The sequence below is a fragment of the Serratia sp. ASV30 genome, assembly GCF_016428815.1.
GTDB lineage: Bacteria > Pseudomonadota > Gammaproteobacteria > Enterobacterales > Enterobacteriaceae > Chania > Chania fonticola_C.
Genome location: NZ_JAELTL010000024.1, coordinates 26,273 through 46,708, shown reverse-complemented (window position 1 = coordinate 46,708; position 20,436 = coordinate 26,273). Strand labels below are relative to the sequence as shown.

Annotated in this window: 16 protein-coding genes; 14 read left to right on the top strand and 2 right to left on the bottom strand. The window is 56.6% G+C overall.

The genetic code is table 11. The features are described 5' to 3' along the window. Positions 1-8 precede the first annotated feature (8 nt). Positions 9-2,294: a xanthine dehydrogenase molybdenum-binding subunit XdhA gene (gene xdhA, locus JHD74_RS12845; protein ID WP_199062821.1), complete on the bottom strand. Its 2,286-nt coding sequence runs from the start codon at positions 2,292-2,294 to the stop codon at positions 9-11. A 581-nt stretch (positions 2,295-2,875) separates the two neighbouring features. On the opposite strand from xdhA, the gene JHD74_RS12840 reads away from it, so the two are divergent. Continuing rightward, positions 2,876-3,253: a hypothetical protein gene (locus tag JHD74_RS12840; RefSeq protein ID WP_199062820.1), complete on the top strand. Its 378-nt coding sequence runs from the start codon at positions 2,876-2,878 to the stop codon at positions 3,251-3,253. A gap of 535 nt (positions 3,254-3,788) precedes the next feature. On the opposite strand, the gene ynfF is transcribed toward JHD74_RS12840, so the two are convergent. Beyond that, positions 3,789-6,227 (bottom strand): selenate/tellurate reductase subunit YnfF, encoded by a 2,439-nt coding sequence (gene ynfF, locus JHD74_RS12835; protein WP_024528470.1) that lies wholly within the window; start codon positions 6,225-6,227, stop codon positions 3,789-3,791. 1,055 nt (positions 6,228-7,282) lie between these two features. On the opposite strand from ynfF, the gene hybO reads away from it, so the two are divergent. The 13 genes from hybO (at position 7,283) to JHD74_RS12770 (ending at position 20,251) form a co-directional block, all read left to right on the top strand. Then, positions 7,283-8,416: a hydrogenase 2 small subunit gene (hybO, locus tag JHD74_RS12830; RefSeq protein WP_024528471.1), complete on the top strand. Its 1,134-nt coding sequence runs from the start codon at positions 7,283-7,285 to the stop codon at positions 8,414-8,416. Positions 8,417-8,419: 3 nt separating this feature from the next. Beyond that, entirely contained in the window at positions 8,420-9,430 is a 1,011-nt protein-coding gene (gene hybA / locus JHD74_RS12825) for a hydrogenase 2 operon protein HybA (protein ID WP_074031271.1), read from the top strand. Next, positions 9,417-10,616: a Ni/Fe-hydrogenase cytochrome b subunit gene (hybB, locus tag JHD74_RS12820; RefSeq protein ID WP_199062819.1), complete on the top strand. Its 1,200-nt coding sequence runs from the start codon at positions 9,417-9,419 to the stop codon at positions 10,614-10,616. The genes hybA and hybB overlap by 14 nt, the downstream gene beginning before the upstream one ends. Continuing rightward, entirely contained in the window at positions 10,594-12,288 is a 1,695-nt protein-coding gene (gene hybC, locus JHD74_RS12815) for a hydrogenase 2 large subunit (RefSeq protein WP_024528473.1), read from the top strand. The genes hybB and hybC overlap by 23 nt, the downstream gene beginning before the upstream one ends. After that, on the top strand, positions 12,288-12,788 hold the full coding sequence (locus JHD74_RS12810; protein WP_024528474.1) for a HyaD/HybD family hydrogenase maturation endopeptidase: 501 nt from the start codon (positions 12,288-12,290) through the stop codon (positions 12,786-12,788). Before hybC ends, JHD74_RS12810 begins: the two co-directional genes overlap by 1 nt. Continuing rightward, positions 12,772-13,257: a hydrogenase-2 assembly chaperone gene (gene hybE / locus JHD74_RS12805; protein WP_024528475.1), complete on the top strand. Its 486-nt coding sequence runs from the start codon at positions 12,772-12,774 to the stop codon at positions 13,255-13,257. The genes JHD74_RS12810 and hybE overlap by 17 nt, the downstream gene beginning before the upstream one ends. Next, positions 13,258-13,599, top strand: a complete 342-nt coding sequence (gene hypA, locus JHD74_RS12800) for a hydrogenase maturation nickel metallochaperone HypA (protein ID WP_065685141.1) — start codon at positions 13,258-13,260, stop codon at positions 13,597-13,599. A gap of 19 nt (positions 13,600-13,618) precedes the next feature. Beyond that, entirely contained in the window at positions 13,619-14,578 is a 960-nt protein-coding gene (hypB, locus tag JHD74_RS12795) for a hydrogenase nickel incorporation protein HypB (protein ID WP_074031272.1), read from the top strand. After that, complete coding sequence (gene hybG / locus JHD74_RS12790) at positions 14,578-14,853, top strand: hydrogenase maturation factor HybG (RefSeq protein WP_074031273.1); 276 nt, start codon at positions 14,578-14,580, stop codon at positions 14,851-14,853. The genes hypB and hybG overlap by 1 nt, the downstream gene beginning before the upstream one ends. Then, complete coding sequence (gene hypD / locus JHD74_RS12785; protein ID WP_074031274.1) at positions 14,840-15,955, top strand: hydrogenase formation protein HypD; 1,116 nt, start codon at positions 14,840-14,842, stop codon at positions 15,953-15,955. The genes hybG and hypD overlap by 14 nt, the downstream gene beginning before the upstream one ends. Then, the gene (hypE, locus tag JHD74_RS12780; protein ID WP_074031275.1) at positions 15,955-16,983 is read left to right on the top strand and encodes a hydrogenase expression/formation protein HypE; all 1,029 of its coding nucleotides are present in this window, start codon (positions 15,955-15,957) and stop codon (positions 16,981-16,983) included. The genes hypD and hypE overlap by 1 nt, the downstream gene beginning before the upstream one ends. Before the next feature lie 280 nt (positions 16,984-17,263). Continuing rightward, positions 17,264-19,600: a carbamoyltransferase HypF gene (gene hypF, locus JHD74_RS12775; protein ID WP_074031276.1), complete on the top strand. Its 2,337-nt coding sequence runs from the start codon at positions 17,264-17,266 to the stop codon at positions 19,598-19,600. Between the two features lie 60 nt (positions 19,601-19,660). Beyond that, positions 19,661-20,251, top strand: a complete 591-nt coding sequence (locus JHD74_RS12770) for a HupE/UreJ family protein (protein WP_024528480.1) — start codon at positions 19,661-19,663, stop codon at positions 20,249-20,251. Positions 20,252-20,436 lie beyond the last annotated feature (185 nt).

Sequence of the window (20,436 nt, the reverse complement as noted above, 5' to 3'; positions counted from 1 at the left end):
TTCTCCAGTTACTCGATCAGGCCCGCCTGCGAAAAATAGCGATACAGCGTTTTTGGCGTCAGCGGTAGTTCATCTATTTTCACGCCGGTTGCCATCCAGATGGCGTTACGGATCGCCGGGGCGGGAGAGATCAGCGGCGGTTCACCTAGCGCCTTGTGCCCATAGGCGGATTGCGGCTCATAGGTTTCGACAAACGCACAGTCCAACTCTGGCAGATCGAGAATGGTAGGGAACTTGTAATCCAGCAGATTGTTATTGCGCACGATGCCGCTTTGCTCGTCGATGATCATCTCTTCGAATAGCGTCCAGCCGATGCCCATTCCCATGCCGCCATGCACCTGGCCCTCGGCCAACAGCGGGTTAAGGATCTGGCCGGAGTCGTGCAGATTCATGATCTTGTTGATGGTGACCTTACACAGCTCAATATCGACGGTGAGGTCAACAAAGGTGCAGCCAAAGGCGGGTGGATTGCTGCGGGTTTTGCAGGAAACCTCGGCCATAATCTGCCCGCCGACCTCCTGATCGTAATGGGCGCTCATGGAGACCTCTTGCACCGAGCACAACACTTTTTCCGGCATCTCCTTCAGCACCACCTCGCCGTTGATCACATCCAGCGCCCATTCGGGCTGGCTGCACATATAGGCTGCATGGGTCAGGATCTTGGCGCGCAGCTCCGTAGCGGCCTGACGGATGGCGGGGGCGGCCACATAGCTTTGCCGCGAGGCGAAGGCACCAGGGTCGTAGGCGGTAATATCGGTGTCTTGGGTGGAGATAACGTAGATGGAAGAAAAGGGCACGCCAATGGTTTGTGCCGCCATTTGTGCAAACACGGTATCCGACCCCTGGCCAATTTCCGTCGCGCCGACTTGCAAATGGACGGTGCCATCCTGGTTCAGTAACAACCGGGCGCTGGCAATCTCGACGCCAACTGGATAGGTATTAGACGCATAGCTAAGGCAGGCCACGCCAACGCCGCGGCGGATGGGGCCACTCTGATTCAGGCAGGCGGCTCGACGGGCATCCCAATTAAACAGTTCCCGGCCTTTTTGCAGGCACTCGATAATCCCGGCGCTCTTGATCTCTTTATGATTGAGAGGGTTGAGATCTCCTTGGCGGGCGACGTTTTTGAGCCGCAGTTCCAGCGGATCCATCCCCAGTTGGGCGGCGGCTTCGTCAATCATGCATTCCAGGGCAAAGGTTACCTGCGGTGCGCCGTAGCCGCGCATGGCCCCGGCGTTCGGCAGGTTGGAGTAAAAGGTGGTGGCTTTGTAGCCGAAGGCGATACGCGGATACAAATAGGCGATTTTATTGGCCCCGGCTGAGGCAATGGAATGGCCGTGAGAAGCATATCCTCCGGTATTGGAGAGCACATCCAGGCTATAGGTTTGCAGGGTGCCGTCGCGGTTGATGCCCATCTTACCGCTGATGGTGAACGAGTGGCGGGTGCGTGATGCCAAAAAACACTCTTCGCGGCTCAGTTCAACCTTGACCGGCACGCCGCCGAGTTTCCAGGTCAGGAATGCGGCCATCGGCTCTTCCAATACGTCCTGCTTATTGCCGAACCCGCCGCCGATATAGGGCTTGATCACCCGGATGGATGACCATGGCCGATCCAGCGCCTGGCCTACCACACGGCGTACTAGATGGGGAATTTGGGTGCTGGAGACAATCACGATGCGATCCATCTCATCCATATAAGCGTAGGAGATCACCCCTTCCAGATGACAATGTTGCACTACCTGCGTGCTGTAGTTACCTTCGATTACTATCTCTGACGCAGCCAGTGCCGCTTCGGGATCGCCGCCGCTGAGCTGGTGTTGTTTCAGCAGATTGCTTTTACCGCCGTGTAACAACGGCGCTTCGGCTGCCAGCGCGGTTTTTGCGGTGGTCATCACCGGCAGTTCCTGATATTCCACTTCGACCAGCATGGCGGCTTTCTCTGCCGTTAACGCGTCGCAGGCGACCACGATCGCCACGCCATCGCCGTGATGGCGTACATACTGGGTCAGCAGCTGTTTATCCGCTACGTCACGCTTATTGGCATCCAATGACCAGGCATGGCCCGCCGTCGGAAAACCGTGCTGCGGCACATCCTGATAAGTAAATATGGCCTCAACCCCCGGCAGTTGCAGGGCTTTGCTGGTGTCGATACTCATAACCAGACCATGGGCAATCGGGCTACGGACATATTTGGCATGACGCATACCGGGCATGATCATATCGTCGGTATAGCGCGCCCGGCCGGTGACTTTGGCTTGCGCATCGACGCGTTCGGGCGAGGTTCCTACAGGCATCTTGCTCTCCTCGGTGAGAGAAAAAGTCGCGATAGCCAACAGCAGCAACTTACAGGCCATAATGGGGTGAAAAATCAGCCGGATGTGAGATTTGTGAGTTGAATCTGGTTTATGGCGTGGGCGTGATAGTTTTGGTGGCCAAAGAGGGGGGGAGGACGCACCAATGTCGGTATGGCAAAGACTATGTGCGACGATAATTTATCATATTGATAAGGATAAGATTATCAGGTTGATACACACCTGACTCGGGCCGCGGCAGGGTTGAGAGTGAGCAGAGCAACTGTCGGAGAAGAACGGTCCGTTGTCGAAAACATTATTTTTAAGGTTAAATGAATAAATAACAGGCCCACATAATATCCTTCTGGTGCTTTAATTTATTTTCAAAGTAAAGCGTTTTCTCCAGAGTTGAGTGGTAAATCTGAAAGTTAAGTAAATCATAGGGATGTGTTGTGTATAAGTGGGTTTATATTTATACAGGTTACTTGATTGGCTAATAAATAATATGTTGCATGTAAAATTGCGTTGGGTTAATAATGATTTTGAACGAGCTTGCTTTATATTACTTAACAAAGGAACTGTTTATGATAGAACTAGATAAATCTATACTTAGTCAAATTTCCGGCGGTCGCGGTAATAATGGTGGTGACCGGAGTGATAACGGAGGCCGCAATAACAATAAGGGCCGGGGGCCGTCCACTAACTATGGCGGGCAGGCCAATGGTTTTGTCGGCAATTCATCTCCTGGTATGGATGCAGCTTGTGCCACAGGTCTTGCACTGGGTGTTATAGGTGGTGCGGCTGGTGGCGCATGGGGTGGCATTGGAACTGCTGCTGCCGGGGCGTTTGGCGGCGCAATTACAGGCGTTGGCAACTGTATCAACACCGGCAATGGCAATGGCGGTGGGAAAGGTAATAATAGCAATTGTGGTGGGAATTCAGGTAACAGCTGTAGTTGGTAATGTGACTTATGGCTAAAAACCAATACCGGCATGTTACATACCGCATCACCTAAACCGAGGATTATACAATGATGATAAAATCAAATTTTTTATATAGCATATGGATTTTTGTTCTTATGCTTTTCATTATTAACCCTCTGTTTTATTGCGTTGGCATTTTAGCTGTTTCTGTTATCGAACTCCCTTCATGGCTTACTAAGTCAATTCTTTTATTCGTCATTCCTTTAGGTTGCTACCGTTTGGTCGATCTGGTTTACAACGCGGTGCGTAAGATAGTGGCCAGAATGTCGAAAGAAAAATGATTGCCAGCCTAATCAAGGCAAAATATTGGCCCCATAACGGTTAATCAGTTTGGGGCCAATCTTGCCGTGGTTTTGATGGTTAAATCGCAGTCATACCGCACCTTGCGTTGTATGCCAGTACGGTAGCGAGTCGCTACCGTCGCACACCTCCACCGTCAGCATTAATTCTCCGCGCCGCAGTTGAATACGCAGACCACCGTTATCCCGGCCGACTGCAACCCGCCCCAAACCACCTACAGCTTCACAATCTGCACCAGATTGGTGTGTTGAGGGTTGCCCTTGGCCAGCGGGGAAGGGCGATGGTGGGTCAGAATATTCACGCTGCCGCCGTGATCGACCTTATCGCCAAACATATCTGCCGCCAGCCAGGCACCTTGGCCCATAGCGGTGACGCCAGGCATAATGCGTGGCGTTACCTTCGCCTGGATCTGCGTTTCTCCCCGGCCATTAAAGACCTTCACTCGATCGCCGTTCTTGATGCCGCGCGCCTGCGCATCCAGCGTGTTGATCCACACCTCCTGCGGGCAAGCCTGCTGCAACACGTCAATGTTGCCGTAACTGGAGTGGGTTCTGGCCTTGTAGTGGTAACCAAACAGCTGCAGCGGATATTGGCTGCTCAGCGGATCTTCCCAACCTTCGAACCCTGCGGCATAGACAGGTAACGGGTGGATCACATCTTCTGGTGCCAACTCCCAGGTGGCTGCGATCTCCGCCAGCCGTTCGGAGTATATTTCAATCTTGCCTGAGGGTGTTTTCAGCGGGTTGGCCTGCGGATCTTCTCTGAACTCCTTGAAGGCTACCACGTGCTCTTCTGGGCATTTGCGTTTATAAATGCCAGCGCTTTTCATCTCTTGATAGCTTGGCATTTCCGGGTTGCGTTCGCGGGTTTTCTCGCACAGGTATTCGATCCACTGCTGCTGGTTGCGCCCCTCGGTGAAAGTCGCTTCGGCCTGTGGCCCAACCCGCTTGGCCACCTCGGAAAGGATCTCGTAAATCGGGCGGCGTTCAAACTTGCGCGTGGTGGCGGGCTGGCCCAGGATCACGTAGCCCATATTGCCCGCGGATTCATGAGAGATCAGGTCTTCCTGCTCGGTTGGCATCAGGTCGGGCAGCAGAATGTCGCAATATTTGGCCGATGAGGTCATAAAGTGCTCGATGCCGACGATCATTTCACACTTGCTGTCGTCTTGCAGGATCTGGTGGGTACGGCTGATATCACCATGCTGATTGATCAGCGTATTACTGGCATAGCACCAGATAAATTTGATCGGTACGTCCAGCTTATCTTTGCCACGGATGCCGTCACGCTTGGCGGTCATTTCCGGGCCGCGCATGATCGCGTCGGTCCAGGTAAACACCGAAATCTTGGCCTGTACCGGGTTGGTCAGCATATCGAACCATTCCACGCCCAGATCGAAGCTGCCTTCGCGGCAGCCGGTATTACCGCCGTTGATACCGACGTTACCGGTCAGGATCGGTAACATGGCAATAGCCCTGGCGGTTTGTTCTCCGTTGGCGTGACGCTGCGGCCCCCAGCCCTGGCAGATATAGGCCGGTTTGGTCATGCCGATTTCGCGGGCCAGTTGGATAATGGTGTTGGCCGGTATCCCGGTAATACGAGCCGCCCACTCTGGCGTTTTGGCGGTACCATCGTCACCCTGGCCGAGGATATAGGCTTTGTAATGGCCGTTTTTTGGCGCGCTGCTGGGCAGGGTGGTTTCATCATAACCTATGCAGTATTTATCCAGGAACGGCTGGTCCACCAGATTTTCGCTGATCAACACATGGGCTATGCCTGCAACCAACGCCGCATCGGTGCCCGGGCGAATCGGCACCCACTGATCTTCACGGCCACCGGCGGTATCGGTATAGCGCGGATCGATGACAATCATCTTGGCGTTAGAGATTGCCCTGGCTTGCTCCAGATAATAGGTTACTCCGCCACCGCTCATGCGGGTTTCCGCCGGGTTATTGCCAAACAGCACCACCAGCTTGCTGTTGGCGATATCATCCGGGCTGTTGCCCTGCTGTGCGCCGTACAGGTAGGGCATGGCGGCGGTGATCTGCGCGGTGCTGTAGCTGCCATAGCGGCTGAGGAAGCCACCGCAGGAGTTCATCAGGCGATAAGGCACGTTGGAGTTGGTGATATTGCCGCCGTCGACCCCGGTACCGTACAGCACGTGCACCGCCTCATTACCGTATTCCGCCAGAGTGTGCTTCAACTGGCCGCTGATGGTATCCAGCGCCTCTTCCCAACTGATGCGTTTGAATTTGCCTTCGCCGCGTTTGCCGACGCGTTTCATCGGGTACTTCAGCCGGTCCGGGTGGTTCATGCGGCGGCGGATAGAGCGCCCACGCAGGCAGGCCCGCACCTGGTGGTTGCCATAGTGATCGTCGCCGGTGTTGTCGGTTTCCACCCAGTATACTTCGTCATCCCGCACGTGCAGGCGCAGTGCACAGCGGCTACCGCAGTTTACGGTGCAAGAACTCCAGACCACCTTGTCTTGCGGCTGTTGGGGATTTGGCAACGGCTCGGCGGCGGCGATTTTACGGAATGGCAACACCAGCCCTGAGGTGGCGGCCAGTAAGCAGCCGGTAGCCGAGCCGGTTTTGATTAGCTTACGGCGGCTGAACGGGTGATGAAGCAGGTCGGGGATGTTGTTATCGTTCATGATAGTGCTCCCTGTGCTGGCCTATTTCTTTGCCGATAACGCCTGATGTCTGGTTTGTTATTAACCCATGATGTCTCTTGGCAAGACGTTTTAAGCCAGGCAACCGTGGTGTGATCTATTAAAAGTGCTAACCTGTAGCGAGTAAAGTCGTCTGCATTAATGAATTTGCATTGATAATATTCGCCATGCAAATTCATCTATCAGCTTGATAATTAGATTACCTCTTAATAAGTATACCCACGCGCGGGCTAGTTGAAGTTTGCTTGAGGTCAAGTTTTCGCTTTGCGCAAGCGAATAAAGCAGGATGGTTGCCTTTTTTCTATAGCAGCAATTGTTGTGTTCAGGCCGGAGTCTTAATCTGTAGCATATTTGGTTGGTGGAATTAGGGGATGTTGGTGAATTATATCCAGCGGCGGTACAATATTGTTATGGCCTCGTGCAACATAAGCCCCCCATTGCGCGCTTGGTAGAGGGATTAGCAAAGTCATTTATTGCTTTATTCCCACGGGTTCGCATAAAGACCAACGCCCGCCAACCGTCACTGATGCACGCAACATCCGATAAAATAGCGGCATAATGCAATATCATTGCCATGCATGACCCCGCCGATGACTCTGCAATAAAATTTTAAACTAAAACGGCATATTACGTGTTTTCCTGCCCCGGCCTTTTCTATACTCATCACGCTTGATTGTGTCGTAAAGCTTATGCTGAAGCCGGGGAGATATTAATTGTTACAAAACTATGCAAGAGAATACATTATTATTCTTGTTGTTTGATTGGTGGGTTATTTAATGGCGTTAGGATTTTTATTTAAAAGATAATGAGAGTTATTGTTATTTAAATACGTGCGCGAATAAATCTAGCGAGATAAATATGCAAGAAAAATATTTTTTGCTGAAGCGATTTTTCTCATGTTACGCAAATATTAACTGTTACCTCAGCAAAGGTTGATAAAGATCAACTCAGGGTAGCCGGAAAATAACAATATATTAACCACCCGCACACTGTGTTTACGGGCTTGTATGTCGGTCATCAACAGGGGATAGATAATAATGATAAGGGAAAATCAAACATTTTTCCGGGATGGCGTGAATCGCCGCGATTTTATGAAGTTATGTGCGGCACTCGCCGCCACCATGGGGCTCAGCACCAAAGCCGCCGCCGAAATAGCCCACTCGGTAGGTTCGCCACAGCGGCCACCGGTCATCTGGATCGGGGCTCAGGAATGTACCGGCTGTACGGAATCCTTGTTACGGGCCACTCACCCAACGATCGAGAACCTGTTGCTTGACGTGGTTTCCATGGAATATCACGAAGTCCTCTCTGCTGCGTTCGGTGAACAGGCGGAAGAAAACAAGCACCGTGCGATTGAGCAATACAAAGGCAAATACGTGCTGGTGGTCGACGGCTCCATTCCGATGAAGGATGGCGGCGTCTACTGCATGGTGGCGGGTAAGCCGATCGTTGAGCATATCCGTAATGCGGCAGAGCATGCCGCTGCGGTGATCGCCATCGGCTCCTGTGCTGCCTGGGGCGGCGTCGCGGCTAGCGGTCCTAACCCGACCGGCGCGGTCAGCCTGCAGGATATTTTACCCGGCAAAACCGTGATCAACATCCCCGGCTGTCCGCCCAACCCGCACAACTTCCTGGCGACGGTGGCCCATATCATCACCTATCAACGGCCACCGGCGCTGGATGCGAAAAATCGCCCCGAATTCGCCTATGCCCGTCTGATCCATGAAAACTGCGAGCGCCGTCCGCACTTTGACGCCGGGCGTTTTGCCAAACAGTTTGGTGATGAAGGTCATCGGCAGGGCTGGTGCCTGTATCACCTTGGTTGCAAGGGGCCAGAAACTTATGGCAACTGCTCAACGCTGGAGTTCTGCGACGTGGGCGGTGGCATCTGGCCGGTTGGGATCGGCCACCCCTGCTACGGCTGCAACGAGCAGGGTATCGGCTTTACCAAAGGGATCGCCCAGTTGGCCAGCGTCGAAAATCCTACCCCCCGCAACGCCAAACCCGAGGTGGGTAGCGTTGAAGGCGGGCATGTCAGCCCAACGGCGATGGGATTGCTTGGCGGCGTGGTCGGCCTGGTTGCCGGTGTCAGCCTGATGGCGGTGAAAGAGCTGGGGCGGCAGCAAAAAACGCAGCGTAAAGACGACGAGCAGCCGCCAAGCAAGGAGTAAGCCGTGAATCGACGTAACTTTCTAAAACTGACCTGCGGTGGCGCAATGTTGGCAGGGGTTGCCCCTGCGGCGCAGGCCGGGCCGGAGAACAAGCCGCCCATCCCCAACTCGCTGGGCATGCTGTATGACTCGACCCTGTGTGTAGGTTGCCAGGCTTGTGTCAGCAAATGCCAACGTATCAACCATACCGATGAACCGCATGGCGAAACCTATGCCTACGCGGGTACCGAACCGACCTGGTCGAACAACGACAAGCTCAGCCCTTACACCAACAACATTATTCAGGTGTGGACCAGCGGAGACGGCAAGCACAAAGACCAGGTGGACAACGGCTATGCCTATATCAAAAAACAGTGCATGCACTGTGTCGACCCCAACTGCGTTTCTGTCTGTCCGGTTCAGGCGCTGCACAAAGATGCCAAAACCGGCATCGTGCATTACAACCCGGATGTTTGCACCGGCTGCCGCTACTGCATGGTGGGCTGCCCGTTCAACGTGCCGAAATACGACTACGACAACCCGTTCGGCAAGATCCACAAATGCGAACTCTGTAACCAGAAAGGCGTTGCCAGGCTGGATCAGGGGGGGCTGCCAGGCTGTGTCGAGGTGTGCCCAACCGGGGCGGTGATCTTTGGCACCCGCGAGCAGTTAATGGCCGAAGCCAAGCAGCGTCTGGCCAGTAAGCCCGGTGAGAATTACCGTTACCCGCGCCAAACCCTACAAGGCAACGACCATTACGAACACCCGGTGCCGCATTACCAACCACACCTGTATGGCGAGCACGAGGGCGGCGGAACGCAGGTGCTGGTACTGACCGGCGTGCCTTTCGAGGATCTCGGCTTGCCAGCGCTGGAGGAGTTGTCAACCGGTGCACGTTCCGAGCATATCCAGCACACGCTGTACAAAGGCATGGTGTTGCCGTTTGCCGCTCTGGCCGGGATCACTTTCCTGGTGCAGCGTAACCAGCGTAACGAGCGTCAGGACAAGAAGGAAGATAAACATGACGACGCATAAAACGCAGCCACTCGGCGGGCGGCTGGTGAGCTGGCCGGTGATGATGCTGGCACCGTTTGTGGTGCTGTGCCTGTTGCTGATCCTCAAACGTCTGGTGTTGGGGTTGGGCGATGTTTCCGATCTGAACGGCGGCTACCCATGGGGTATCTGGATCGCATTCGATCTGCTGGTGGGCACCGGTTTGGCCTGCGGCGGCTGGGCGTTGGCCTGGGCGGTGTATGTGTTCAACCGGGGGGAATATCACCCGCTGGTGCGGCCTGCGCTGTTGGCCAGCCTGTTCGGCTATTCGCTGGGCGGGCTGTCGATCACCATCGACGTCGGCCGTTACTGGAACCTGCCTTATTTCTATATTCCCGGCCATTTCAATACCTCGTCGGTGCTGTTTGAAACCGCGGTCTGTATGACGATCTACGTGGGCATCGTGGCGCTGGAGTTCGCCCCGGCGCTGCTGGAACGGCTGGGCTGGAAGGTGTCGCTCAAACGGCTCAACAAGGTGATGTTCCTGGTGATCGCCTTGGGCGCATTGCTGCCAACCATGCACCAATCCTCGATGGGTTCGCTGATGATTGCGGCGGGGATCAAAATCCACCCGCTGTGGCAAAGCTACGAAATGCTACCGCTGTTCTCGCTGTTGACGGCAGGCATTCTGGGCTTCTCGATAGTGATATTTGAAGGCTCGCTGGTGCAGGCCGGGCTGCGGGGGAAAGGGCCCGAGGAAACGCCGCTGTTTGCCCGCATGACCTACATCATCGATGGGTTCTTACTGCTGTTTATTGTGCTGCGCTTTGGGGAGCTGATCTGGCGCGGTAAAACGGCCTATCTGTGGCATCTCGATCGGTTTGCCATCTCGTTTTGGGTGGAAACGCTGTTGATGTTGGTGCCGCTGGTGATGTTCCGCTGGAAACGTAACCGCCGCAACTCACGCCTGCTGTTTCTCGGCGCGCTGAGCATGGTCTGCGGGGCCTCATTCTGGCGGCTGAATTACGCGTTGCTGGCCTACGACCCTGGCAATGGCTACCACTATTTCCCGACGGCCAGCGAACTGCTGATCTCCATCGGCTTTGTGGCAATTGAAGTTTGTGCGTACATCCTGTTGATCCGGTTGTTACCGGTGCTGCCTGCGCATCAACATAAGAATGAAAACAACCAGTTAGAGGTAGAGCATGAGCCAACGCATCACCATTGATCCCGTCACCCGTATTGAGGGCCACCTGCGCATCGACTGTGAAATTGAAGACGGCAAGGTGGTTAAAGCCTGGTCCTCCGGCACCATGTGGCGCGGAATGGAAGAGATCCTGCAAGGTAACGATCCGCGCGACGCGTGGATGATCGTCCAGCGGATTTGCGGCGTGTGCACCACCATTCACGCGTTAGCCTCCGTGCGGACGGTGGAAAATGCGCTGGGGATGGAGATCCCGGTCAATGCCCAGTACATCCGCAATATCATTGCCGCCGCCCACAGCATTCACGACCATATCGTGCATTTCTATCAGCTCTCGGCGCTGGACTGGGTGGACGTCACCTCGGCGCTGAAGGCCGATCCGCAGAAGGCTGCCGATTTGCTCAGTGGCCTGTCTAGCTGGCCGTTGAACAGCGCTGCCGAGTTCACCCGAGTGCAACAGAAGATTAAAGATCTGGTCGCCAGCGGCCAACTGGGCATCTTCGCCAATGGCTACTGGGGGCACCCGGCTATGGCGTTACCGCCGGAGATTAACCTGATCGCCGTCGCCCACTATCTGCAGGCGCTGGAATGCCAGCGTGATGCCAACCGCGTAGTGGCAATACTGGGCGGTAAAACGCCGCATATCCAGAACCTGGCGGTGGGCGGGGTGGCTAACCCGATCAACCTCGATGCGCCTAGCGTGCTGAACCTTGAGCGCCTGATGTACCTGAAAACCTTTATCGACCGCCTGGGCGACTTTATCGAGCAGGTTTACCTGGTGGACAGCGCGGTGATCGCGGCGCATTACCCTGAGTGGCTAACCCTCGGCAAAGGCTCGGACTGCTATCTCTGCGTGCCGGAACTGCCGATCGATCGTAAAGGCGACCAGTTCCTGATGCCGGGGGGCTATCTGGAGAACGGCAAGTTCCGACCGATCGCCAACCAGCGCGATGAGTATCTGATCAAGGGTATTCAGGAGAGCGGCAAGCACGCCTGGTATCAGGACGATGAACCGCTGGCACCGTGGGAAGGGCTGACGAGGCCTAAATACACCGGCTGGCAGGAAGATGGCAAATACTCCTGGGTTAAAGCGCCAACCTTCTACGGCAAAGCGGTAGAGATGGGGCCGTTGGCCTGGCTGATGTGTACCCTGCAAGCCGAGCACCCGCCAACCCAGAAATATTTTGCCAAGGTCAACAGCAATTACCAGGCCCTGACCGGCAAAGCGTTAACCGCCGATCAGTTGCCGTCGACCCTGGGCCGCATTGTCGGGCGCACGGTACATGCCTGCGTACTGCATGAAACCCTGGGCCAGCAGTGGCAGGCGTTGGTGAGCAACATTGGCAGCGGCGACCACGAAACCTTTATCCCACCGAATATTCCGTTGACCGGTGAGATCCGGGGCGTGGGCTTTATCGAAGCCCCGCGCGGCGCGTTGTCGCACTGGGTGGTCATCAAGGACGGCAAGATCGCCAACTATCAGGCGGTAGTGCCCTCAACCTGGAACGCCGGGCCACGCAACTTTAACGATGAGCCCGGTCCTTACGAGCGCTCGCTGGTTGGCACGCCGGTGGCCGATCCGAGCAAACCGCTGGAGGTGGTGCGAACTATCCACTCGTTCGACCCGTGCATGTCCTGTGCGGTACATATTGTAGACACCACTGGCAATGAAGTGACCAGGGTCAAGGTGCTGTAATGAGAATCTTGGTATTAGGCATAGGTAATCTGTTGTTGGGCGATGAAGCGGTGGGCGTGCGCATCGTCGAAGCCCTTGAGCAGCGCTATCGTTTACCGGCCCATGTTGAGGTGCTGGACGGCGGCACCTCGGGGATGGAACTGATGGAAATGATGGCCGATCGCGATCATCTGATTGTGGCGGACGCGGTGTTGACCGGTGCTGCTCCGGGCAGCGTCGCCGTGCTGTATGACGAAGAGATCCCGGCGCTGTTTACCCGTAAGGTTTCGCCCCATCAACTGGGGCTTTCCGACGTGCTGATGGCGCTGCGGCTGACGGATGAGTTTCCCCGTCGGCTCACCCTGGTGGGCGTGGTGCCAGAGTCGCTGGAGCCCGGAATTGGACTGAGCGCCGTGGTCAGCCAGGCGATTGAGCCAGCGTTGGCCCAGGTGTTGCTGGCGCTGCAAGAGAGCGGCGTGGTGGCGGAGCCAAAAGAGGTGGCCAATGCAGACTGTGACTAACGGTTTTCAGCTCAACCCCAGCGCGCTGTTGGAAACCGCCTTTCAGGCGATTGCCGACGGTGAGATGCAGGATTTGCCGTTTTTCCAACCGCAAATCCCGGTGCGTGCCTGTGGCTTTCAGCTGTTTGAACGGCAGTGGGTCGGCACCATTCTCACGCCGTGGATGCTTAGCCTGCTGGTGTTGCCCGGTCCTGAACAGGTTTGGCAGCCCCATGCAGTGGGAGACAAGTTGGCGTTAAGCCTGCCTTGCGGCAGCGTGCGGTTCATCGTCGGTGAGATTGCGGGTTGCGGGCAATACCTGGCCTGTTCACTGATGTCTCCGTTGGATCGCCATCTGGGGGCCGAGCAGGCGCTGGCGTTGGCACAACAGAGCGCGCGGATGGCGCTTTCGCTACCGGTGGTGGATGGCAACATCCCCAGTAATCCGGGGCGCAGGGCGCTATTTGGCCTGTCACAGAGAACGGCATAGATGCATGAAATCAGCCTGTGCCTGAGCACGATGGAATTGATTGAACAGCAGGCTCGGCAGCACGGAGCTAAACGGGTGACGGCGGTGTGGCTGGAAATTGGGGCGCTCTCCTGTATTGAAGAGCACGCGCTGCGTTTCAGCTTCGCCTCGGCATCCCGCCATACGCTGGCAGAGGGGTGCCAGTTATTGCTGGACTACCAGCCGGCCCGCGCCTGGTGCTGGAGTTGCAGCATGAGCGTGCAGATTGAAAAACATGATGAAGGTTGCCCACAGTGTGGTAGCCACCAGCTGCGCGTTGAGAGCGGTGACAGCCTGCGGTTAAAGCAGCTGGAAGTGGAATAATTTTGAGGAGTGAATAACGATGTGTACGACTTGCGGTTGCGCCAGTGGCGAAAAAACCATCGAAGGTGACGAACATCATCACCACGACGACCACCATCATCACGACCATCATGATGCTCACCACCATCATCCTGATCATCATCACGACGGGGAACATCAAGCACCGGCAGGCATAGTGATCCATCACCATCATCACTATCACCATCAAGGCGATGTACATCACCATTACGCGGGTGTCGCTGCGGCGGAACGTTTTACGCCAGAGGTGCAACCGCATTCGCAAGACCTACACTATGGGCACGGCGAGGCGGGGAGCCACGCACCGGGTATCGGGCAGCGCCGTCTGGTGCAGATTGAACAGGACGTACTGAGCAAGAATAACCATCTGGCGGCCCACAACCGCGAACACTTTTCCGCGCAACATATTCTGGTGCTGAACCTGGTTTCCAGCCCAGGTTCGGGCAAAACTACCTTGCTAACGGCCACGCTGGAACGATTGGCGGGCAAATTACCCTGCGCGGTGATTGAGGGCGATCAGCAAACCAGTAACGATGCCGAGCGTATTCGCGCCACCGGCGTACCGGCCATTCAGGTTAATACCGGCAAGGGCTGTCATCTGGACGCGCAGATGGTACACGACGCGGCACACCGCCTGGATTTGCAGGATCACAGCCTGCTGTTTATCGAGAACGTCGGCAACCTGGTCTGCCCGGCCAGCTTCGATCTGGGCGAACGGCACAAGGTCGCGGTGCTGTCGGTGACGGAAGGGGAAGACAAGCCGTTGAAATACCCCCATATGTTTGCCGCCGCTACGCTGATGATCATCAACAAGATCGATCTGCTGCCCTATGTAAACTTCTCGGTGGAAAACTGCATCGCCTTTGCCCGTCAGGTTAATCCGTCCATCCAGGTGATCGCGTTGTCGGCCACCAGCGGTGAGGGAATGGATCTCTGGCTGAACTGGCTGGGGGAGCAATAATGTGCCTCGGAGTGCCCGGTAAGGTGACCGCAGTCGGGGAGGATATCCACCAACTGGCCTGGGCCGACGTGTGCGGCGTGGCGGTCAGGATCAATATTGCGCTGGTCTGTGAAGGCTCATCGCAGGAACTGATCGGCCAGTGGGTGTTGGTGCACGTCGGCTTTGCCATGAGCCTGCTCGATGAGCAGGAAGCGCTGGAAACGCTGGCAGCATTGCAGCATATGCGCGCCGTCGGGCTGGCACGGGATGACGAGGATGCCAATGCGCTACGTTGATGAATTCCGCGATCCGGCGTTGTGCCAAGCGCTGTTACGGCGCATCGAAACGCTGATGCAAGCCATTCCCCAGTCGCAGCGCCTGCCGTTACAGGTGATGGAGGTCTGCGGTGGTCACACCCACGCTATCTTCAAGTTTGGTCTTGACCAACTGTTGCCGGAAAGCCTGGAATTTGTCCACGGCCCCGGCTGCCCGGTTTGCGTATTACCGATGGGGCGCATTGATAGCTGCCTGGAGATTGCCGCCCATCCGGAGGTGATTTTCTGCACCTACGGTGATGCGATGCGGGTTCCTGGTCGCAATGGGTCTTTGCTGGATGCTCGCCGCCGTGGTGCCGATATCCGGGTGGTGTACTCGCCGCTGGATGCGTTACAGCTGGCGGCGGATAACCCCCAGCGCGAAGTGGTGTTTTTTGGCCTGGGCTTTGAAACTACCATGCCCGCCAGCGCCTTAACGTTGCAGCAAGCCCGCCAGCGTCAGTTGAGCAATTTCACCCTGTTTTGCCAGCATATCACCCTGATCCCCACCTTACGCAGCCTGTTGCAGCAGCCCGATGTGCGCATCGACGGCTTCCTGGCACCGGGCCACGTCAGCATGGTGATCGGCAACGCACCCTATCAGTTTATCGCTGCGGATTATCATAAGCCGCTGGTGGTGACCGGCTTTGAGCCGTTGGACATTCTGCAAGGTTTGGTGATGTTGCTGGAACAGCTGCGTGATGGCCGCTGCGCGGTAGAAAACCAATACCGGCGCATCGTGCCCGAACTGGGCAATCTTCTGGCTCAGCGGGCGATGGCAGAAGTGTTTGGCCTGAAAGAGAGCAGCGAATGGCGCGGCTTGGGCGAGATTGCCCACTCTGGCGTGCAGATCAAACCGGAGTATGCGGATTTTGATGCCGAACTGCGGTTTAAACCACAGGCGCAGCGGGTAGCGGACGATCCGCGTTCGCGCTGTGGTGAAGTGTTGACCGGGCGCTGCAAACCGGATGCCTGCCCGCTGTTTGGCAAACAATGTACCCCGGAGAACGCCTTTGGTGCCTTGATGGTGTCCTCAGAAGGGGCCTGTTCGGCTTACTATCAGTATCGCAGGGAGACCGCATAATGCGTGAAGTGAACAACGGGCGGGAAATTACCCTGGCCCATGGCAGCGGTGGCCGCGCCATGCAATCCCTGATTGAAGAACTCATGCTGCCCGCCTTTGCCAATCCGGCGTTAAATGCGCGGGAAGATCAGGCACGAATCTCACTGGATGAGCTCGCCATCTCGGGCGATCGTTTGGCCGTATCGACCGACAGTTACGTTATCGATCCTATTTTCTTCCCCGGTGGTGATATCGGCAAACTGGCGGTTTGCGGCACTGCTAACGACGTAGCCGTCAGTGGTGCCCAGCCGCGTTATCTGAGCTGCGCCATGATCCTGGAGGAAGGGTTGCCGTATGCCACGCTGGAACGCATCGTCCAGTCGATGGCCAGCACGGCGCAGCAGGCCGGGATCCAGATTGTGACCGGCGATACCAAAGTGGTACCCCGCGGTGCGGCAGACAAAATCTTTATCAATACCACCGGGTTAGGAACCATCCCGGCTGGCGTCCATTGGGGGGCCGCTAACATCCGCCTGGGTGACAGCATTATCGTCAGCGGCACCTTGGGCGATCACGGCGCAACCATTCTGAATCTGCGTGAAGGGCTGGGCCTGGAGAGTGAATTAAGCAGCGATTGCGCACTGTTGGCTCCGCTGATTGCTCCATTGTTACCGATTGCCGGAGTGCGTGCTTTACGCGATGCGACTCGCGGCGGCGTGACGGCGGTGCTGCATGAGTTTGCCGCCGCTAGCGGCTGTGGCATGGCGATTTCAGAGGCGGCGCTGCCGTTGAAACCGGCGGTGCGGGGGATTTGCGAACTGCTGGGGCTGGATGCGCTCAACTTTGCCAACGAAGGCAAGCTGGTGTTGGTGGTGGCCCCCGAGGCTGAGGCTGAAGTGTTGGCTGCTCTGCATCAGCATCCGCTGGGGCGCGATGCGGCGGTGATTGGCCATACCACCGAGCGGCAGCAGGTGAGCCTCACCGGGTTGTTCGGGGTTTCCCGTCGGCTGGATCTGCCGTTGGATGAGCCTTTACCACGGATCTGCTAGTGGTTCGGTTGGCGGAAGCGTGTGGGTATTCCTAACCCTCCCACAGGGAGAGGGGACCGATCGAGTTTGCATTTGTGGCAGAGGATCACTTGACCACAGCCGATGGTGAGGGATAACAGGACCCGCTAACGACACCAAAGCAGCTCCCTCTCCTTAGGGAGAGGGTTGGGGTGAGGGAAATACAGATTGATCACGATAACTGACCGAGGCTCCGAATCACCTTCTTCCCTTTTAGGAAGCGCGGAAAAGATCGCCAGGGCAACAGGAGAGTTAACACAACATGGCAGATTTTGAGCCGGAGAATATCGCCAGCAGCAATGGCCTTCGCCTGCGGATCAAGGGCAAGGTACAAGGGGTCGGGTTTCGTCCCTATGTTTGGCTGCTGGCGAGGCGCTTTAACCTGTGCGGCGAGGTCAGTAATGACGGAGCCGGGGTAATCGTCCAGCTATGGCAATCGCCAGCCATAACGGATTTTTTGCGGGTATTGCCGCAAGAGTGTCCACCCCTGGCGCGGATCGATAGCGTCACCTCTACACCTTTTAACTGGCCGCAGCAGCCAGCGAGTTTCACCATTGCCAGCAGCGGCGCGGGGCAAGTGGATACCCATATCGTGGCGGATGCGGCCACCTGCGATGCCTGCCTGGCAGAGCTGAACATGCCGCATAACCGGCGCTATCACTATCCGTTTATCAACTGCACCCACTGCGGCCCACGATTTACCATCATACGCCGGATGCCCTACGATCGGCCCAATACCTCGATGCAGCCTTTTCCGCTGTGCCCGCAGTGCCTGGCGGAGTATCAGGATCCTGCCGACCGTCGTTTTCATGCACAACCTACCGCCTGCCCGGAGTGTGGCCCGCACCTGTGGCTCAGTGATGCCACAGGCCAAACCACCGCCAGCGCCGATGACGCACTGCAACTGGCCGCGCAGGCGCTGATTGCCGGGCAGATCGTAGCAGTGAAGGGGATCGGCGGTTTTCATCTGGCCTGTGACGCTACCAACCCTGCTGCGGTCCAGCGTCTGCGAGCTCGCAAACATCGCCCGGCCAAGCCTCTGGCGGTGATGATGCCGGATACCTACTGGCTGCAACAATGTGTTCAGGTCGCGGAACCGACGGCACTGTTAAAGCTGTTGCGTAGCCCACCAGCCCCGATAGTGCTGGTGGCGGCTCACCCACAGAGCCCCTTGTGTGGCGAGATTGCGCCGGGGCTCAATGAGATAGGGGTGATGTTACCGGCCAATCCGCTGCAACATCTGCTGTTGCAACAGGTTGCGCGGCCACTGGTGATGACCTCCGGCAACCCGGCAGGTAAACCACCAGCGTTGAGCAACCAGCAGGCACTGGAAGAACTCGCTGGCGTGGCCGACGTCTGGCTGCTGCATAACCGCGAGATCGTCCAGCGAGCCGATGACTCTTTAGTACGCTTGACCGAGCAGGGCAGTGAGATGCTGCGGCGGGCACGTGGCTATGTCCCGGATGCGATGCCTCTCCCCCCTGGCTTTACCGCCCAACCGGCCATTCTGGCGCTGGGGGCCGACAGCAAGAACACCTTTTGCCTGCTGTGGGGTAACCAGGCGGTGGTCAGCCAGCATTTAGGCTCGCTGGGGGATGAGGCCACCCGGCAACAACAGCAGCAACTGCTTGCTCTATTTGGTGAAATTTATGGTGTGGTGCCGCAGGCGATCGCCATCGATGCCCACCCCGGCTATCTCAGCCATCAGCAGGGCCAGGCGTTGGCCACAGAGCTGGCGATCCCTTGCATCACCACGTTGCATCATCATGCCCATCTGGTTGCCTGCCTGGCGGAACATGGTTGGCCGCGCGACGGCGCTAAGGTGATTGGTCTGGCTTTGGATGGGCTGGGATATGGCCTTGGCGGGCAACTGTGGGGCGGAGAATGTCTGCTGGTGGATTATCAGCATTGTGAGCATCTGGGTGGGTTGCCCGCAGTGGCATTGCCGGGGGGCGATGTTGCCGCCCGCCAGCCATGGCGCAACCTGTTGGCCCAGTTACAGCGCTTTGTCCCCGATTGGCAGACGTTGCCAGAAGCCGCGGCGATCCCTCAACCGCAGGCGACGATCTTGCTGCGGGCGGTCGAACGGCAAATCAACTCGCCGCTGGCCTCTTCGGCCGGGCGCTTGTTTGATGCGGTGGCCGCAGCATTGCAGATCGTGCCGCAACAACTTTCCTGGGAGGGGGAGGCCGCCTGCCAGTTGGAAGCCTTGGCATGGCAAAGTCCGCCTCATCAACCGCCGGTTTCGTTGCCGCTGCTCGATAATCAGCTGGATCTGGCCACCTTCTGGCGGCAATGGCTGGCCTATCAGGCCCCCCCGGCGCAGCGCGCTTATGCGTTTCATGTTGCCTTGGCCCAAGGGTTTGCCGCACTGGCCCGTAGAGCCATGCAGCAATACGGCATCAATACCATCGTGCTGTCCGGTGGAGTCATGCATAACGTTCTGTTGCGGCAACTCTTGCTTCAGCAGTTGGACGGAACACCGGTCTTACTGCCATCCCGCCTACCGGCAGGAGATGGTGGGGTGGCCTTGGGACAGGCGCTGATTGCCGCCAATCGACTTATTTCAGGCAAGCATAAGGATGAATTTATAACGTAATCAACTGTTTTCACGAGTAAAAACATCACCTTCATTCACTGGAAAATTTAGGTATTCATTATGCGTATTAATGTCAAAGCTGTGGCTGTATCCCTACTGGCGCTGTTCCCCATGCTGGCCTTTGCCCATGTGGGCCATGACGGTGGCGCGCATCACGTATTAAGCTTTACCGAAGGCTTTATCCACCCGCTGACCGGGATGGACCATCTGGTCGCCATGGTTCTGGTGGGTATCTGGAGTGCCATGAACACCAAACGGTGGTGGCTGGCTCCGCTGGTGTTTGCCGGTTTATTGCTGACCGGTGCGCTGGTTGGCATGGCAGGCGTGACCGTGCCAGGCACTGAGTTTATCGTTGCCGCCTCGCTGTTGGGCATAGGGGTGATGGTTGCCTTACAGCTCAAACTGTCGGCGATAACGGGCGCGCTGATTATTGGTGCTTTTGCCATCTTCCACGGTCTGGCCCACGGTGCGGAGCTTTCCCATTCGGTGGCGGCGCTTTCCGGTATGGTGATTGCAACGGTGTTGCTGCACGTGGCTGGGTTGGGTATCGGCTATCTGCTGGCGTCTTCGTCTACGCATAGCGGCTGGGCGCGGGTGATTGGCGGCGGTTCATCGCTGCTGGGGATCGGCCTGCTCAGTGGAGTGATCTGAGTTTATCCAATTACTCACCATGGTTTGCTGGCAGTGACTTTGCGATAGCTGCCAGCAGTCACCCTGTTTATCTCAAAAAATAACAAGCGGCTGGATTTGTGCCTATTTTATAGTTAGATTCCCTGCACACCAAGTGCGCTTGGTACTGCGCTATCTTCCGCACAACTTTTAACTGCATGAGTTAA

Coding starts and splice junctions, on each gene's coding strand:
- xdhA (WP_199062821.1), bottom strand. CDS start 2,294: ATGCCTGTAGGAACCTCGCCCGAACGCGTCGATGCGCAAGCCAAAGTC.
- JHD74_RS12840 (WP_199062820.1), top strand. CDS start 2,876: ATGATAGAACTAGATAAATCTATACTTAGTCAAATTTCCGGCGGTCGC.
- ynfF (WP_024528470.1), bottom strand. CDS start 6,227: ATGAACGATAACAACATCCCCGACCTGCTTCATCACCCGTTCAGCCGC.
- hybO (WP_024528471.1), top strand. CDS start 7,283: ATGATAAGGGAAAATCAAACATTTTTCCGGGATGGCGTGAATCGCCGC.
- hybB (WP_199062819.1), top strand. CDS start 9,417: ATGACGACGCATAAAACGCAGCCACTCGGCGGGCGGCTGGTGAGCTGG.
- hybC (WP_024528473.1), top strand. CDS start 10,594: ATGAGCCAACGCATCACCATTGATCCCGTCACCCGTATTGAGGGCCAC.
- JHD74_RS12810 (WP_024528474.1), top strand. CDS start 12,288: ATGAGAATCTTGGTATTAGGCATAGGTAATCTGTTGTTGGGCGATGAA.
- hybE (WP_024528475.1), top strand. CDS start 12,772: ATGCAGACTGTGACTAACGGTTTTCAGCTCAACCCCAGCGCGCTGTTG.
- hypA (WP_065685141.1), top strand. CDS start 13,258: ATGCATGAAATCAGCCTGTGCCTGAGCACGATGGAATTGATTGAACAG.
- hypB (WP_074031272.1), top strand. CDS start 13,619: ATGTGTACGACTTGCGGTTGCGCCAGTGGCGAAAAAACCATCGAAGGT.
- hybG (WP_074031273.1), top strand. CDS start 14,578: ATGTGCCTCGGAGTGCCCGGTAAGGTGACCGCAGTCGGGGAGGATATC.
- hypD (WP_074031274.1), top strand. CDS start 14,840: ATGCGCTACGTTGATGAATTCCGCGATCCGGCGTTGTGCCAAGCGCTG.
- hypE (WP_074031275.1), top strand. CDS start 15,955: ATGCGTGAAGTGAACAACGGGCGGGAAATTACCCTGGCCCATGGCAGC.
- hypF (WP_074031276.1), top strand. CDS start 17,264: ATGGCAGATTTTGAGCCGGAGAATATCGCCAGCAGCAATGGCCTTCGC.
- JHD74_RS12770 (WP_024528480.1), top strand. CDS start 19,661: ATGCGTATTAATGTCAAAGCTGTGGCTGTATCCCTACTGGCGCTGTTC.